The following is a 15,943-nucleotide window of genomic DNA, read 5'->3' on the forward strand; positions in this document are numbered from 1 at the left end:
TTACGGACGCTCGATAAACTCCAGGGCGTTGCCGTCCCGGTCCCGGCAAAACAAGGCTTTACGCCCAGAGATACTCAATGTGAATTCTATACCGCCCCGCTCTAAACTTTCCCTGAGGGCATCGATGGAATCGACATGCATCGCCACATGCCGATCTCGGCCGCCATGCGCCGCACGTCCGCTGATGGGATCGGGATTGGGCAGCTCCAGTAGATGAATTTGTTGGGCACCGATCTGCAGCCATGCACCCGGAAACGGCAAGTCCGGTCGCTCGGTCTGCGGCATACCCAAAACGTCGCGGTAAAACCGCAAGGACTGTTCGGTATCGGACACCAATAGACTGGCATGATGTAACGTAAAATTGTGTGCGGTCATGGCGCTGCCCCGGATTGAAAATCCCATCGATTATACCGTCGATGCCGGCAGCCAAGCTAAACTGTCGGCCGTGGCGCCGGACGGGCGGTATTCGGCGCCGAGCCAACCGCGATAGGCCGATCCGGCGATCGCGCCGAACATGGCGGAAAAATCGATAGCTCCGCTCCCCGGCTCGGCGCGCCCCGGCACGTCGGCAAACTGAATGTGGCCGATACGCTCGGCATGTTCCGCGATAAACGCCGCGCAATCCTCGCCCATCCGGGTCATGTGATAAATGTCGTACTGCATTTTTAAATGCGAATGGCCGATTTGATCGAGGATGTCCAACATTTGCCGACCGCTATCGACCAAAAAGCCCGGCATGTCGAAGGTGTTGATCGCCTCGAACACTGTCTCGACGCCCAATTCGGCAAACTGGTCGGCCGCGAATCGCAAATTATCCAGCAAGGTTTGCCAATACGCCGGACGACACGCGGCCGTCAAGCATCGGCCCGGCAACACGTTGACGAACGCCGGTCGCAACACTTGGGCGTAACGGTAGGCTTGCGCCACCGCTCGCCGAAACTCGGCGACGCGCTCCGGTACAGCCGCGAGGCCTTCGCCGCCCTGCAACAAAGTGGCCGCGTCGACATTGAACAGCACCAGGCGCAAATCATGATACTGCAATTGGTCGGCGATCGCTTCGGCCGGCAAATCGTAGGGAAACTGGATTTCGACCGCGTCGAAACCGGCGCGGCGCGCGGCCTGGAACCGTTCGAGCAGTGGGTATTCGTCGAACAACAAACTGAGATTGGCCGAAAAACGCAACATCGCCAATCAAGTCTCGCGGTAAAGTTTGATCAAGGTCGCCGGATCTTGATTCAGAAAGCCGCGACCGGCGTGGAGCCGCAGCAGTTGCGCGGCCAGACCGGACATCGGCACCGCAGAACCCGCTTGGCCGGCAATATCCGCCGCCATCGTCAGGTCTTTCAATAGCGTGCCTACCCGCCATTTCACCGGCTCGAAACGATTCTCCGCCATTTCCGGACCGACAATTTGCAGCGGTTTGGAATCGGCGAAGCCGCCGGCCAGCGCTTGCGGAATCCGCTCGGCGTCGACCCCGGCCGCCCGAGCCAGCGCCATCATTTCGGCGATGACCAGCACGTTGCAACTGACGATCATCTGATTACAGATTTTGGTAATCTGACCGCTGCCGACCGGCCCCATGTGGGTTAAGCGACTGTAAAGTGGTCGCAACACCTGCCGGGCGACATCGATATCGTCCGCTTCGCCGCCCGCCATGATCGCCAGACTGCCCTCCTCGGCACCGACCGTACCGCCGGACACCGGCGCATCCACCCAACGCATGCCGCAACCGGCCTTGACCGCGGCGGCCAAGCGCCGGGTAACATCCGGATGAATGCTGGACAGGTCGATCAACAATTTCTGGGCGTTGCCGGCGGCGATGACGCCTTGGGCCACGACGCTTTCCACGGCGGCACTATCGGCCAGACACAGCAAGATCACATCGGAATTGGCGACCAACTCAGCAACGCTGGCACACACGGCCGCACCGGCGGCGGCAACGTCGCTCAGCTTTTCCGGGCTGCGATTCCAGACGCGCACGGTAAACCCCGCATCCAGCAAGCGCAAGGTCATCGGCCTACCCATCAAGCCGATGCCGACAAATCCCAATGTATAGCGCATCGCGGCCCTCTTCTACCTTATTCGAACAATGCCGGACTCAGATCGATCGGTTGGCTATCGTCCAGGCCGGCCATCAGATGACCGTGGACCAACTGAAACGCCTGATCGAAATCGGCATTCACGAAGCGTTGCGCCAAATGCCCGCATAACGCATACAAGGCCGAGTAGTCCACGGTTTCACCGGAGACGCACTGGTGGACTTTATCGGATAAGGCTCGTACCAACGACAATACCGAGCCGTCCTGGCGCCAATTGACCGACACCGTGACCACCTCGTCACCCCGGCAGGCAATCGCCGCCAAGGCATTGAACGCCAAATCGACCAAACCCGCCAGTATTTTCAGCAAGTCACCGCCAGCGACCGCTTTGAAGGTGTGGCTGGCACAATCCAACAACAGCGCCTGGCGCATGACGATATCCATGTCCGACAGATGCGCTAAATCGCCGTCATCGGGTTGGGAAATGCCGAATTGACGATGAAATTCCTTAACCAATTGTAAATGCTTGTTCATAGTTACCCGCTGTTAATGAAATTTAGAATGCGCGTGGATTGAGCCGGCCGGATTCGTTCCGCGTTACTGAATACGCTGTCGGGACTGGATCAACGAAATCGAGACTATGACGATCAGCGCCAGCAGCGACGCTTCCAGGGTAAGAAACGCGGCAATCTTAAAATAGGCGAAACGTGGGTCAACAAACCTGACCAGCCAACCGGCCGCTTCGTCGGCCAAAGCCGCCGCGTAAATGATGCCGCTTAACCACACTTTCAACAAAGTCGGTAACGAGGTCATCAGCATCAGATGCGTTAAGGTCAGCACCAGCATGCCCATCGCAAAAAGATGAAAGTGGGTGACTTCGAGCAGACTTTGATAGCTTCTGGGCTGGGTGAAGGCTTCTTCCGAACCCAGATAGAAAGTAACGACGGAGTCGGTGGTCAAACTCATCTTATGAAAATACATCAAGCCGTTACTGACCCACAACAGCGCCACGTAGGCCAAAAACATCAGGATCAAGGAATTGATCAACAATTGGCGGTTTTGTTCGCCGGTCACAAAAAATCGCATTAGGGTTTTGCTGGTTTCAACAGGACTTCGAAGATGGCGACCAGTTTTCTGGCGCTATTTAACGCCGCCCGCGAGCTCAAGGTGGCGCCGGCCACGGCCTGAACTTCTTTGTCGAAGCTCAAATCTTCCAGGCTGCGGTTAGTCAATAGCGCGAACCAACGTTCAGGCGGCTGGTATTCGGTCGGCTCATGGAAGGCCAGAGTATACACGTTGCGTAAGCGGCCATCGGGGTTCAAGACCAGTAACAGAGTTTCCGGCTGCGTTCTTACGGTGTGGGACTCAATCAATGCGTACCCGACAATCTGGCCCTGTTTTTTACCGACATGCAGACTAATCAGATTGGAATCGAGCTTAACTTTAGCCAGTCGTTCGATTTCCGTAACCTGCTCCGGCGTCGGAAACAGCGAGAGCACTTCGACACCGACGTCCTCCGCAAAGGCCAGCTTCAGCGCTTCCGCCTTGCTGTAATACACCGTCGCCAGCGCCGAACTTGCGGCGGTCAACAGGGCAATCAACGCTATTGATGATCTGATCAGGCTAAAAATATTCACTACGGTTCCTGCAAATAAAGGGTGGCTATGATAGAGACAGCTAACCGATTTGCCAAACCTTTCCCGATACCATTTCCAACCTTATCGTCCACCAGCGGTCAGCCTACTCCATCTTTTTTGCCTCATTTCCCGCTCGGACAAACCAGTGTAGCTCGTAAATTACCACAGGGGGCCTAGTAATATTCCTTGCAAATGAGAATGCTTGGCATTTATTATTTGAAAACTCACCTTATTGCTCAACATCCTATCAAGGGGTTATCCGATGATCATTTGCAAACAATTCAAACCGTCCGCATGCCTCGCTGGGGCAATCAGCTTGGCGCTCGGTTCCGCCGATGCCGCTCCGCCAATACCGAACACGATGGAGGAGATGTGGAAAATCGTTCAGCAACAGCAAAAGGAAATCGAGGCGCTGAAGGCCAAAACCGCCCAAAACGAGGCCTTGCAGCAGGAAGTCAACACATTGAAGGAACAACAAAAAACCACCCTAGTGGCAGTGCACTCCGCACCGGCGGTTAACGGAAAGACCGGACAAAACGGCGAGCTGGAACGCAAAACCGATGTGCTGGCAACCGAAGTCGAACGCCTGAAAACCCAATTGTTCATACCGGAGTCCCGCGAATATAAGAGCCAATACGGTCTGGGTCCGGCCGCATCCAATGTCTACCGTGTCAATCGGGGTATTTCAATCGGCGGTTACGGCGAAGCAATGTACACCAATTACGCCGATCCGCGCGGCGACAGTGCCACTAATAAAGACACCGCCGACCTGGAACGCGCCGTCATTTACCTGGGCTACAAATTCAACGATTGGATCGTGCTGAACAACGAATTCGAATTCGAACACGCCTCGACCGGCGAGGGCGCCGAGGAAAAAGGCGAAATTTCCGTCGAGTTCTCGCAACTCGATTTCCTGCTCAATCCCAAATACAACGTCCGTGCCGGATTGATGTTGATGCCGATGGGCTTTATCAACGAAATGCACGAACCGACCACCTACCATGGCAATCACCGCCCGGACGTCGAGCGCTACATCATCCCGTCCACTTGGCGAGAAATGGGCGCCGGCCTGTTCGGCGAGATCTTGCCGGGCCTGGAATATCGGGCCTACGCCGTCAACGGCCTGAATGCCGCGAATTTCTCCAATATCGGTATCAAGGAAGGTAGAGGCGGCGGCAGCAACGCCCAGGCCGAGGATTTTGCCTTCACCGCCCGCCTGGACTATTCGCCGAATTTTGTGCCGGGCTTGATGGTGGGTGCATCGACGTTTCAAGGCAACAGCAGTCAAAAGAATTTGGTCGACTTCGACGGCAAGGGCGTGGATTTTTACACCCAACTCTACGAAGGCCATCTGCAATACAAATACCGCGGCCTGGAACTGCGCGCCTTGGGGGCGTGGAGCCGTATCGAGAACACCGAATTCTTGAATCCGATTATCGCTGGCGACGGCCCAATCGGTAAGGAAAGCTTCGGCTGGTATGTGGAAGCCGCTCACGACATCATGCCCTTCGTCTGGAAGGAAAGCAGCCAATACCTCGCACCATTCGTCCGGGTCGAGCGTTACGACACCGTCGCCGCCGTCGCTAGCGGTTTCGAGAAAGGCAGCGGCCTCGATCGTTGGATTTATCAAGCCGGCCTCAGCTACAAACCGATAGACAATATCGTCATCAAGGCCGACTACCGCAACATCCGCGATCGAAAACTGGTCCCGGCCGGCGTACCGTTCGGGGACGAGTTCAATCTAGGCTTCGGCTTTATCTATTAATAATAACCACAGCGACGAGGCGGCGACCTGAGCAACATCCGCCCCGCCTCGGGTGCACTCGCCTCGCGCGAAACGGTCCCCACGAGATACGATCATGAAATTATTTTCGCTGCTTACTACCCTCGCCGCCGCTTGCTTCGCCGCGACTGCCGGGGCCGACGTTCCGGTTCTGCCCGGTGCCGGCAATCTCAGTACCAAGGCGCAACTGGGCCAACAGTTATTTTTCGACACCAATCTATCCGAACCGGCCGGCCAGGCCTGCGCTACCTGCCACGATCCGGCGTTCGCCTTTACCGACCCGGACAAAAACTCGCCGACATCGCAAGGCGTACTGAGCAATTTGCAGGGCAACCGGAACACGCCGACCGCGATGTATTCCGGTTACGCCCCGGCGTTTTATTACGACCGCGCCTCGGGTCTTTACCTCGGCGGCCAATTCCTGGACGGCCGAGCCGCGACGCTGGAAGACCAAGCCAAGGGGCCGTTTTTAAACCCCGTGGAAATGGCCAACCCCGATAGCGCTACGGTCGTGTCCAAGGTCCGCTCCGCCGCGTATGCCGCGATGTTCGACACCGTTTACGGCAACGGCGCGCTGGACGACGTCGACCTCGCCTACGACAGGATCGCCGACGCGATTGCCGAGTTCGAGCGCAGTCCGGTATTCAACCGCTTTACGTCCAAGTACGACTTTTACTTATTCGGCAAAGCCAAATTCACTGCTCAGGAAAAACGCGGCTTGCAACTCTTTGAAGCCGGCAACAAAGGCAATTGCGCGGCCTGCCACCCCAATCGCCCACTGGCCGACGGCACTCCGCCGCTATTCACCGACCACAGTTACGATAACCTCGGCGTGCCGAAGAACCCGGCGAACTTGTTTTATACCTTGGGCGCGGAATTGAACCCGGAAGGCGCGACCTTCATCGACGAGGGCCTGGGCGGCCGCCTGCACCTCAACGCCGAACTCGGCAAAATCAAAGTGCCGACCCTGCGCAATGTCGCGGTCACCGGACCCTATATGCACAACGGCTATTTCAAAACCCTGCGAGGCGCGGTTGAGTTGTACAGCAACCGCGACATCAAAAAACGTTGCGGGAATACGTTAACGCTGGAAGCGACCGCCTTGTCGAAAAAGTGTTGGCCGGCTCCCGAGGAAAATACCAACGTCAACCATGCCGAGCTCGGCGCATTGAACCTGAAGAAAAAGGAAGTCGACGATTTGGTGGCGTTTTTGAAGACTTTGACCGACGGCTACAAATCCGAATCGCCGTGGCCGTACAAGGCGCCTAAATAACGACCGGCAACCGGACCAGGTATCGGCTAGGCTACCAATCCCAGCGGTTTACAGCGTTTCACGCCCGCCCGCCGCTTCGATCAGTGCCAGCTTCCGCCGCTTGGACAGCTTCTTGATCTCGGCCTCCCGCCGAGACGCCGAGGCGCGGTCGTGTCCGGCTTCGCGATAGGCAACCGCGAGCGGAATTCGACTCCGAAAAAACTTAGCGCCGCGCCCGCTCCGATGTTCGTCGAAGCGGCGCGCCACGTCGGTGCTGATTCCGGTATACAAACTGCCGTCCTGGCACAACACAATGTAAACCGACCAAGCGACGGACACGACTTCCGCATCGGGGGCCGTATGCCGGCCATCGTCGCCGGCCACCAAGCCCACCGCATCCGATAGCCTGACGGCATTCATCGGCGCTTGAGTTCGTCGATGCCTTGGTTGGCCAAGCGGTCCGCCCGCTCGTTGCCGTCGTTGCCGGAGTGGCCCTTCACCCATACCCAATCGATGCGATGGCGTTGGATCGCCGCGTCGAGCCTCCGCCACAAATCCTCGTTTTTGACCGCTTGATTGGCCGAGGTTTTCCAGGACCGCTTCTTCCAATTGACCATCCATTCGGTAATACCCTGCAACACGTATTTGGAATCGGTATGCAAACGCACGTTGCAAGCGTGCGTCAACGCTTCCAGGGCCTGAATCGCCGCCATCAACTCCATCCGGTTATTGGTGGTTTCCGGGTCGCCGCCGTGCAGCAGTTTCTGCTTGCCTTTGTAGTGGAGACAAACCCCCCAACCGCCCGGACCGGGATTGCCGCGACAAGCGCCGTCGGTATAGATTTCAACTAACTCGCTCATGATTTAATTTGTTTTAGTAATTCGGTAATCGATTTTCGACGCCCACTCCGGCGGTCGCCAAACCGGCTTTGCGCTTAAATTCCGCCGCCAACGGAATCAGCGAATACTGACGCTTCACAACCTTGACACCGTAAGCCATCGTCAGCAACGAAGGATAACCGGTCCGAAATTGGCCGTGGGTGATCGTAAAACGGTCTAAGCCAAATTCCACGGTGTTCAAAACCTCGAAATTCAGCAGTTTCAGCCAGTCCAACAGCCGGGCGCGGCTGATGAAATGGGCGCGCCAGGAATCGGCCAGTTTGCGGTCCCAAACGAATTGAAAGCGCACCGACGGGCTGAACGGATTGAAATTCAGCATTACCAACTCACCGCCCGGTTTTAGCACTCTATTCACTTCCCGCAGGGTTCGAAAACGCTGGGCATCGAATTCCAACAAATGAGGCAATATCACCAAGTCCATCGACTCTGTCTGTATCGGCAAGCTGTAGGCCTTGGCGGTTACCTTTAACGCCTCGGCGCTACCAAGACGCTTGGCATCCAGAATTAAATAATTTTGGTAGAGCGAGCAATCCACGAAGTCCCGTTCCCAACCCAATCCGCCGATCTGCAATTGCGTCTGCTTGCAACTGACCGTGATCGAGCGTTTCAAATAACTCGCCTCCATGCTTTGCAACAGCTTGCCCCTAGGCGTCTGATACAGTGCGAACAAAAAGTCTCTCTTCATTTACCCCAACCGTTTTAGAGCATGTTTTTTTGGCTAATCGGGAAAGCCATGCTAGCATCTAATTTTTTTATTTTAGCGAGTACAGACAATGCCCTGCTCATTTTCGAAAAAAACAGCCTGTCATCTGTCTTTGATTCTGCCGATACTGCTGTTGTCCGGCTGTAGCCAGTCCACCAAAAAAGACCATTTGGGCCAGGCCGTCGGCAGCAAGTTCTCGATATTTACCCGCAACGGCCAAGCCAACCGTAACGAAAAATCACCGAGCGAAACCAAGGAGTTTTCGACTATCTGGGACCGGATGCTGTCATTGTACGCGTTACCGGAAATCGATAACGCCCGAATCGATCGCGAGGTTAACTGGTACCTGAGAAATCCGGAATACCTGACCAGGGTACAACAGCGCGCCGAGCCTTATCTGTACTTCATCCTGAACGAACTCGAAGCCAAAAACATTCCCGGCGAGCTGGCGCTGTTACCGGCCGTCGAAAGCGCATTCCGACCGGACGCCATGTCGCCGGCCCAAGCCTCGGGCCTGTGGCAATTCATTCCGCCCACCGGCAAACTCTACGGCCTGAAACAAAACAGCTGGTTCGACGGCCGCCGCGACGTCATAGAATCCACCCAAGCTGCCGCGACCTTCCTGAAGGAGCTCAGCGAATGGTTCAACAACGATTGGCTATTGGCACTGGCCTCGTATAACGCCGGCAAAGGCAATATCAAAAACGCGATAGATCGCAATCTCGATCGAGGCCAACCCACCGACTTCTGGTCGCTGGACCTGAACAACGAAACCTCCGCCTACGTGCCCCGGCTTCTGGCCATCGCCAAGATCTTCGCCAACCCCGAGAAATACAACGTCAGTTTGCAGCAATTCCCCAACGAACCCTACTTCGAACTGGTCGATATCAAATCGCAACTGGATTTGGGCAAGGCCGCCGAACTGGCGCAATTGCCGATGGACCATTTCTTCAAGCTGAATCCGGGGTTCAACCGCTGGAGCACCGATCCGGAAGGTCCGCACCGTTTACTGATTCCGGTCGACAAAGCCCCGGCCTTCAAGGAAAAGCTGGCGGAATTGCCCCACGAAGAGCGCATCAAATGGATGCACCATACCGTGGGCCACCGCGAAAGCTTGAAAGTCATCGCCAAGAAACACAACACGTCGGTGGACGAGATCATGCAAGTCAATCACCTGGACGGCGAAACAGTCGCCGACGGCAAGGTATTGCTGATACCGACCTCTTACAAAGCCTTGCGCGACGAACCGACCGGCAACCTAGCCGCCGCGCAACCTTCGGCGCCAACCCAAGCCGCGCCTAGCAAGCAAATCTACACGGTCAAAAAAGGCGATACGCTGTGGAGCGTCGCGCAACATTTAGGCGTGGATAGAGACGACATCGTCAATTGGAACAAACTGCCGAAAAAAGCGGTTCTGAAGCCTGGTCAAAAAATCACCGTCAAAAAAGGCGGCGACATTACTGTCGCTTCGGCGGCACCGGCGTTCAAGCAAATCAGCTACACGGTTAAATCCGGCGACACCCTGGCGCAAATTTCCAAGAAATTTAACGTCGCCGTCACCGAGCTGCGCAAGTGGAACAATGTCCCTAAAAACAAGGCCGATATAAAACCCGGCACTAAACTCAAGATCATCGTAGAAACCGCCCATCCTTCGACCTAAGCCTAAGAACCGCGAGCGCTGCTTAAGTCGGTCCCACGGAACACCATCTCTGTTTGCCGCCGGACGGGGCGCATCAACCGTCCGGACTCACGCCCTTCGAGCAGGCCTCACGTTAGCCTGATCCCATCCGACTCCAGCACTATTCGGCGTTGCTTGTACAAGCCGCCGATAGCCTGCTTGAACACCTTCTTACTGACGCCAAAGGTGTCGTAAATCAATTGCGGGTCGCTTTTGTCGGTCAACGCGATATAACCGCCGCGCTCCGCCAAGATATCCAAGATTTTTTGCGAGGTGCTATCGACTTTCTCGCCGTATTTCGCTTGCGTCAAAATCAGATCCAACCGTCGATCCGGCCGTATCTTTTTGATGAAGCCGGCCAGCTTCTGGCCTTTTTTCAACGGCTGGAACACCTCGCTTTTATATAACACACCCCAGTATTTGTGATCGACAACGGCCTTAAAACCCAGTTCGGTATGCTCGGCGATGATCAACTCCACGGCCTGGCCGTCCTGATAATAAAACGCCTCATCTTGGATAAAATCGTCCAGACGCATCGACGCCGCAATCCGATTATCTTCATCCAGAAACAGCCGCACCAGGCAGAAACGCCCTTCGATCACCTTACCTTTTTGCTCGCTGAACGGTAACAGCAAATCCTTGGGCAAACCCCAATCCAAAAACGCGCCGGCGTGACTCAGCGATACCACTTTCAGCCAAGCGACTTCGCCGGCTTGCGCCTTAGGCGTTTGCGAGGTGGCAACGACTTGATTCTTGCCGTCTATATAGACGAAAACCGTTAGGCGATCACCGACCGGCTTACCAGCCGCCCCGCCGGAGTCGGCCAACGCGATTTCGCCCCATTCGCCGCCATCGAGATAGCATTGATCGTCGCGATGGCTAACGATGCTTAAAGTATTGAGTTTGCCGAGTTCTATCATGATTTCAGTCCTGTTGGGCACGGTTATACGTCAGCCAAATTGCCTTTGTCTTCCAGCCAACTCTTACGGTCGCTGGCACGTTTTTTGGCTAACAGCAAATCCATCTGCTCGCGGGTATTGTCGTTTTCCGCGACGGTCAACTGTACTAGTCGGCGAGTGTCGGGATTCATCGTGGTTTCCCGCAATTGGGACGGGTTCATTTCGCCCAAGCCCTTGAAGCGCTGAATATTGACCTTGCCGGTCAATTTTTCGGCTTCGATGCGCGCCAATACCCCCAGGCGTTCGGATTCGTCCAATGCATAAAACACCTTTTTACCAACGTCGATCCGGTAAAGCGGCGGCATCGCCACGAATACGTGACCGGCATCGACCAAGGCCCTAAAATGCTGATAAAACAGCGCGCAGATCAAGGTCGCGATGTGGTTGCCGTCGGAATCGGCGTCCGCCAATATACAGACCTTGCCGTAGCGCAAGTTTTGCAAATCGTTACTGTCCGGCTCTATACCCAAGGCGACGGCGATATCGTGGACTTCTTGAGAAGCCATCACTTCGCCGGAATCGACCTCCCAAGTATTTAGAATCTTGCCGCGCAACGGCATGATGGCCTGAAACTCGCGGTCGCGAGCTTGTTTGGCCGAGCCGCCGGCCGAATCGCCCTCGACCAGAAACAGTTCGGTTCGACTGAGATCCTGCCCCGAACAATCGGCCAATTTACCGGGCAAGGCCGGACCGCTGGTGATTTTCTTGCGGACGATCTTCTTGCCGGCTCGCAAGCGCTTCTGGGCGCTGGCGAGAATGATCTCGGCGATTTTCTCGCCTTCCTGGGGATGCTGGTTTAGCCACAAGCTGAAAGTATCCTTGGCGACGCCGGAAACGAAGGTCACGCACTCGCGCGAGCTCAAGCGTTCCTTGGTCTGGCCGGAAAACTGCGGGTCTTCGAGTTTTACCGACAACACAAAATGACAATTTTCCCAGACGTCTTCAGGCGCGACTTTGACGCCGCGCGGCAGCAAATTACGAAAATCCAGAAACTCACGGATCGCCTCGGTCAGACCGGCGCGTAATCCGTTGACGTGGGTACCGCCTTGCGCGGTCGGCACCAGATTGACATAACTCTCGGCAACGGCTTCCGGCAGGCTGTCGGGCGTCCAGACGATACCCCATTCCACCGCTTCGGTGCTGGCGGCCATCTTAGCCATGAACGGCGGTTGGGGAAAGATCTCGGCGTCGCCGACCCTGTCCAACAAATACTCTTGCAAACCGTTCTGGTAACACCATTCGATGCGTTCATCGCTGAGCTCGGACACCAACACGATTTTCAGCCCCGGACACAGCACCGCCTTCGCCCGCAATACGTGCTTTAACTTGCTGACCGAGACTCGGTTGGAATCGAAATATTTGCCGTCCGGCCAAAAGTGTACGCTGGTGCCGGTATTGTTCTTGCCGACCGTACCGGTCTGCTGCAGTTCGCCGACCTTGTCGCCGCCGGCGAATTCCATTTGATAGATACCGCCGCCGCGCTTGATCTCGACCAACAATTTCTCGGACAGCGCGTTGACCACCGAAACGCCGACCCCGTGCAAGCCGCCGGAGAACTGGTAATTCTTATTGGAAAACTTACCGCCGGCATGTAACTGAGTCAGGATCACCTCCACGCCCGGCATGCCTTGCTCTGGGTGAATATCGACCGGCATGCCGCGACCGTTGTCGATCACCTTAACCGAACCGTCTTTGTATAGGGATACTTCGATACTGTCGGCGTGTCCGGCTAGAGCCTCGTCGACGCTGTTATCGACCACCTCCTGCACCAGATGGTTGGGCCGGGTGGTATCGGTGTACATGCCGGGGCGTTTGCGCACCGGGTCCAAGCCGCTCAGCACCTCAATCGCGGCGGCGTTATATTCTTGGGTCATCGTTACTCATCAAATGGCGGTTAATTCATACTATAATGCTCGGTCATTTTTTCGAGCACATCAGCGCATTATATGTCGAGACGCAAAAGCGCATCCCAATTTGAGGAAGCGATGGAAGAACTGGAGAAATTGGTCGAGCAAATGGAGCGCGGCGACATCTCTTTGGAAGAATCGTTAAAGTCGTTCGAGCGCGGCATCAAGCTCACCCGCACCTGCCAGCAAGCCTTGCAGGACGCCGAGCAAAAAGTGCACATCCTATTAGAAAAAAACGGCCAACAAACCCTGGAGCCATTCACCGATGAGTAAACTGAAAGACTACCTGACCGCCTGTCAAAATCGCGTGGAACGCGCTCTGGACGTTCGACTACCGGGCGAAAATATTCTGCCGCAAACTTTGCATCAAGCCATGCGTTATTCCGTGTTGGATGGCGGCAAACGGACCCGCCCGCTATTAACTTACGCAACCGGTCAAGCATTGGGCATTGCCGAGGACGCTTTGGACGCCCAAGCTTGCGCGGTCGAGTTCATCCACGTTTATTCGCTAATTCACGACGACCTGCCGGCCATGGACGACGACGACCTGCGCCGCGGCAAACCGACCTGCCATAAAGCCTTCGACGAAGCCACCGCGATTTTGGCCGGCGACGCCTTGCAGGCGCTGGCCTTCGACGTGTTGGCCAACGACGCCGCCATCAAGGTCGGCGCGGAAGCCCGAGTCAAGATGATCGCGGCGTTGACTCGCGCCAGCGGTTCGCAAGGCATGGTGGGCGGCCAAGCCATTGATTTGGGATCGGTAGGCCGTAAACTGACGTTACCCGAGCTGGAGAACATGCACATCCATAAAACCGGGGCGCTGATTCGCGCGAGCGTCAATCTGGCCGCGCTCTCCAAACCGGATTTAGCGACCGATGCCGCCAAAAAACTGGATCATTACGCTAAATGCATAGGCCTGTCGTTTCAGGTCAAGGACGACATACTCGACATCGAGGCCGACACCGCCACCTTGGGCAAAACCCAAGGTAAGGATGTGAACAATGATAAACCGACCTACCCCGCGTTGCTGGGCATGGCCGGCGCCAAACAAAAAGCCCAAGAGCTGCACGAGCAAGCCGTCGAAAGTTTGGCCGGTTTCGGTGACGAAGCCGATCTGCTGCGCGAGCTGTCTTTATACATTATCGAGCGCACCCATTAATCGAACCGCAACACGACCGCCATCGGTAATCCGAAGAAACCCAATCACGACATGACGCTTTCCGGAACATTCCCGTTACTGAACACCATCGCCAGCCCGACCGACATCCGCGCGCTGGCGCCCGAGCAGCTCCAGGCCTTGGCCGACGAGGTGCGCCGGTTTCTGACCCATACCGTCAGCATTTCCGGCGGCCATTTCGCGGCCGGCCTGGGCACCGTGGAATTGACCGTGGCGCTGCATTACGTATTCAATACCCCGGTCGATCAATTGGTTTGGGATGTCGGCCATCAGGCCTATCCGCACAAGATTCTGACCGGCCGCAAGGACAGAATGACCACGATCCGCACCTTGGGCGGGGTGTCGGCCTTTCCGTGCCGGGCCGAGAGCGAATACGATGCCTTCGGCGTCGGCCATTCCTCGACTTCGATCAGCGCGGCCTTGGGCATGGCGATCGCTTCGCAGTTGCGCGGCGAGGACAAGAAGATGGTGGCCATCATCGGCGACGGTTCGATCACCGGCGGCATGGCCTTCGAGGCGATGAATCATGCCGGCGACGTCAATGCCAATCTGTTGGTGATTCTGAACGACAACGAGATGTCGATTTCGCCGCCGGTCGGGGCGATGAACAATTATCTGACCAAGATTTTGTCCAGCAAGCTGTATTCCTCGGTCCGCCAGGAAAGCAAGAAGGCCTTGTCCAGCATGCCCAGCGTTTGGGAGTTGGCGCGCAAGGCGGAAGAACACGTCAAGGGCATGATCGTGCCGGGGACCTTGTTCGAGGAGTTGGGCTTTAATTATTTCGGACCGATCGACGGCCACGATCTGGAGATCCTGGTGTCGACCCTGGACAAGCTCAAGGATTTGCGCGGACCGGTGTTTTTGCACGTGGTCACCAAGAAGGGCAAGGGCTATGCGCCGGCCGAGAAGGACCCCTTGGCTTACCACGGCGTGCCGGCCTTCGATCCGACCCAGGATTTTCTGCCCAAGGCGGCGCCGTCGCCACATCCAACCTATACCGAGGTGTTCAGCCGTTGGTTGTGCGACATGGCGGCCGAGGACGAGCGGCTGCTGGGGATTACCCCGGCCATGCGCGAAGGCTCGGGGTTGGTCGAGTTTTCCCAGCAATACCCGCAACGCTATTTCGACGTGGCCATCGCCGAGCAGCACGCGGTGACCCTGGCCGCCGGCCAGGCCTGCCAAGGCGCCAAGCCAGTGGTGGCGATTTATTCGACCTTTTTACAACGCGGTTACGACCAGTTGATCCACGACGTGGCCTTGCAGAATCTGGACGTGTTGTTTGCGCTGGATCGAGCCGGTCTGGTCGGCCCGGACGGCCCGACCCATGCCGGCGCCTTCGACTACAGCTATCTACGCTGCATTCCGAACATGCTAGTGATGGCCCCGGCCGACGAGAACGAGTGCCGGCAGATGCTGACCACCGGCTTCCATTACCACGGCCCAGCCTCGGTGCGCTATCCGCGCGGCAAGGGGCCCGGCGCGGCGATCGATCCGCGCCTGACCGACATCGAGATCGGCCAGGGCGAGATTCGCCACCAGGGCGGCCGGATTGCCATCCTGGCCTGGGGGGCGATGGTCGCCCCGGCCGTCGAAGCCGGCAAGCAACTGGGTGCCACGGTCGCCAACATGCGCTTCGTCAAGCCCCTTGATGAAAGCTTGATTCTGGAACTCGCCAAAACCCACGACGTGTTCGTCACGGTCGAGGAAAACGTCATTGCCGGCGGGGCCGGTAGTGCGGTACTGGAATTCCTGCAAGCGCAGCGGATACTGATGCCGGTCCTGACCCTCGGCTTGCCCGACCGCTTCGTCGAGCAGGGCTCCAGAGAACAACTGCTCGGCTTGTGCGGACTCGACGCCAAGGGCCTGTTGGCCAGCATTGAGGCGTTTTGCGCTTGAGACAAGAGGCAAC

The 15,943-nt window shown here is 56.7% G+C and carries 17 protein-coding genes; 6 read left to right on the forward strand and 11 right to left on the reverse strand.

Annotated elements, in window-relative coordinates:
• The 6 genes from ACP4CD_RS09400 to ACP4CD_RS09425 form a co-directional block, all read right to left on the reverse strand.
• Positions 1 to 375 carry a VOC family protein gene (locus tag ACP4CD_RS09400; RefSeq protein WP_064031823.1) on the reverse strand — a complete coding sequence of 125 codons (375 nt, stop codon included), beginning with the start codon at positions 373 to 375 and terminating at the stop codon, positions 1 to 3.
• Between the two features lie 30 nt (positions 376 to 405).
• The gene (locus ACP4CD_RS09405) at positions 406 to 1,185 is read right to left on the reverse strand and encodes a hydroxypyruvate isomerase family protein (protein WP_426994357.1); all 780 of its coding nucleotides are present in this window, start codon (positions 1,183 to 1,185) and stop codon (positions 406 to 408) included.
• Positions 1,186 to 1,191: 6 nt separating this feature from the next.
• Complete coding sequence (locus tag ACP4CD_RS09410) at positions 1,192 to 2,061, reverse strand: NAD(P)-dependent oxidoreductase (protein ID WP_064031825.1); 870 nt, start codon at positions 2,059 to 2,061, stop codon at positions 1,192 to 1,194.
• 17 nt (positions 2,062 to 2,078) lie between these two features.
• Complete coding sequence (locus ACP4CD_RS09415) at positions 2,079 to 2,573, reverse strand: nucleoside triphosphate pyrophosphohydrolase family protein (RefSeq protein ID WP_064031826.1); 495 nt, start codon at positions 2,571 to 2,573, stop codon at positions 2,079 to 2,081.
• 63 nt (positions 2,574 to 2,636) lie between these two features.
• Positions 2,637 to 3,125, reverse strand: a complete 489-nt coding sequence (locus ACP4CD_RS09420; protein ID WP_064031827.1) for a hypothetical protein — start codon at positions 3,123 to 3,125, stop codon at positions 2,637 to 2,639.
• A complete protein-coding gene (locus ACP4CD_RS09425; RefSeq protein ID WP_197471902.1) occupies positions 3,125 to 3,676 on the reverse strand; it encodes an FMN-binding protein in 552 nt (183 codons plus the stop codon). Before ACP4CD_RS09425 ends, ACP4CD_RS09420 begins: the two co-directional genes overlap by 1 nt.
• Positions 3,677 to 3,938: 262 nt before the next feature.
• Between ACP4CD_RS09425 and ACP4CD_RS09430 the strand changes: the two genes are divergently transcribed.
• Both ACP4CD_RS09430 and ACP4CD_RS09435 read left to right on the forward strand, forming a co-directional pair.
• On the forward strand, positions 3,939 to 5,441 hold the full coding sequence (locus ACP4CD_RS09430; RefSeq protein ID WP_426994358.1) for a hypothetical protein: 1,503 nt from the start codon (positions 3,939 to 3,941) through the stop codon (positions 5,439 to 5,441).
• Positions 5,442 to 5,535: 94 nt separating this feature from the next.
• The gene (locus ACP4CD_RS09435) at positions 5,536 to 6,732 is read left to right on the forward strand and encodes a cytochrome-c peroxidase (protein WP_064031829.1); all 1,197 of its coding nucleotides are present in this window, start codon (positions 5,536 to 5,538) and stop codon (positions 6,730 to 6,732) included.
• A gap of 48 nt (positions 6,733 to 6,780) precedes the next feature.
• Here the strand turns inward: ACP4CD_RS09435 and ACP4CD_RS09440 are convergent, their stop codons facing one another.
• The 3 genes from ACP4CD_RS09440 to ACP4CD_RS09450 are packed head-to-tail and all read right to left on the reverse strand — an operon-like array spanning position 6,781 to position 8,295.
• A complete protein-coding gene (locus ACP4CD_RS09440; RefSeq protein WP_168032960.1) occupies positions 6,781 to 7,131 on the reverse strand; it encodes a GIY-YIG nuclease family protein in 351 nt (116 codons plus the stop codon).
• Positions 7,128 to 7,571, reverse strand: coding sequence for a ribonuclease HI (gene rnhA, locus ACP4CD_RS09445; protein WP_064031830.1), 444 nt, complete (start codon positions 7,569 to 7,571; stop codon positions 7,128 to 7,130). The genes ACP4CD_RS09440 and rnhA overlap by 4 nt, the downstream gene beginning before the upstream one ends.
• Before the next feature lie 13 nt (positions 7,572 to 7,584).
• On the reverse strand, positions 7,585 to 8,295 hold the full coding sequence (locus tag ACP4CD_RS09450; protein ID WP_064031831.1) for a class I SAM-dependent methyltransferase: 711 nt from the start codon (positions 8,293 to 8,295) through the stop codon (positions 7,585 to 7,587).
• Between the two features lie 88 nt (positions 8,296 to 8,383).
• On the opposite strand from ACP4CD_RS09450, the gene ACP4CD_RS09455 reads away from it, so the two are divergent.
• Complete coding sequence (locus ACP4CD_RS09455) at positions 8,384 to 9,973, forward strand: LysM peptidoglycan-binding domain-containing protein (RefSeq protein ID WP_426994359.1); 1,590 nt, start codon at positions 8,384 to 8,386, stop codon at positions 9,971 to 9,973.
• Between the two features lie 107 nt (positions 9,974 to 10,080).
• Here the strand turns inward: ACP4CD_RS09455 and ACP4CD_RS09460 are convergent, their stop codons facing one another.
• Together ACP4CD_RS09460 and parE are read right to left on the reverse strand one after the other, a co-directional pair.
• Entirely contained in the window at positions 10,081 to 10,911 is an 831-nt protein-coding gene (locus tag ACP4CD_RS09460; RefSeq protein WP_071157087.1) for a CvfB family protein, read from the reverse strand.
• A 23-nt stretch (positions 10,912 to 10,934) separates the two neighbouring features.
• Positions 10,935 to 12,824 carry a DNA topoisomerase IV subunit B gene (gene parE, locus ACP4CD_RS09465; RefSeq protein WP_071157085.1) on the reverse strand — a complete coding sequence of 630 codons (1,890 nt, stop codon included), beginning with the start codon at positions 12,822 to 12,824 and terminating at the stop codon, positions 10,935 to 10,937.
• 72 nt (positions 12,825 to 12,896) lie between these two features.
• Between parE and ACP4CD_RS09470 the strand changes: the two genes are divergently transcribed.
• Genes ACP4CD_RS09470 through dxs form a run of 3 tightly spaced genes read left to right on the forward strand, consistent with a single transcriptional unit; the run spans position 12,897 to position 15,930 of the window.
• On the forward strand, positions 12,897 to 13,130 hold the full coding sequence (locus ACP4CD_RS09470) for an exodeoxyribonuclease VII small subunit (protein WP_064031835.1): 234 nt from the start codon (positions 12,897 to 12,899) through the stop codon (positions 13,128 to 13,130).
• Positions 13,123 to 14,016, forward strand: coding sequence for a (2E,6E)-farnesyl diphosphate synthase (ispA, locus tag ACP4CD_RS09475; RefSeq protein WP_064031836.1), 894 nt, complete (start codon positions 13,123 to 13,125; stop codon positions 14,014 to 14,016). Before ACP4CD_RS09470 ends, ispA begins: the two co-directional genes overlap by 8 nt.
• Before the next feature lie 51 nt (positions 14,017 to 14,067).
• Positions 14,068 to 15,930, forward strand: coding sequence for a 1-deoxy-D-xylulose-5-phosphate synthase (gene dxs / locus ACP4CD_RS09480; protein ID WP_426994360.1), 1,863 nt, complete (start codon positions 14,068 to 14,070; stop codon positions 15,928 to 15,930).
• Positions 15,931 to 15,943 lie beyond the last annotated feature (13 nt).

The organism is Methylomonas stagni, from assembly GCF_050154735.1.
Taxonomy (GTDB): domain Bacteria; phylum Pseudomonadota; class Gammaproteobacteria; order Methylococcales; family Methylomonadaceae; genus Methylomonas; species Methylomonas koyamae_A.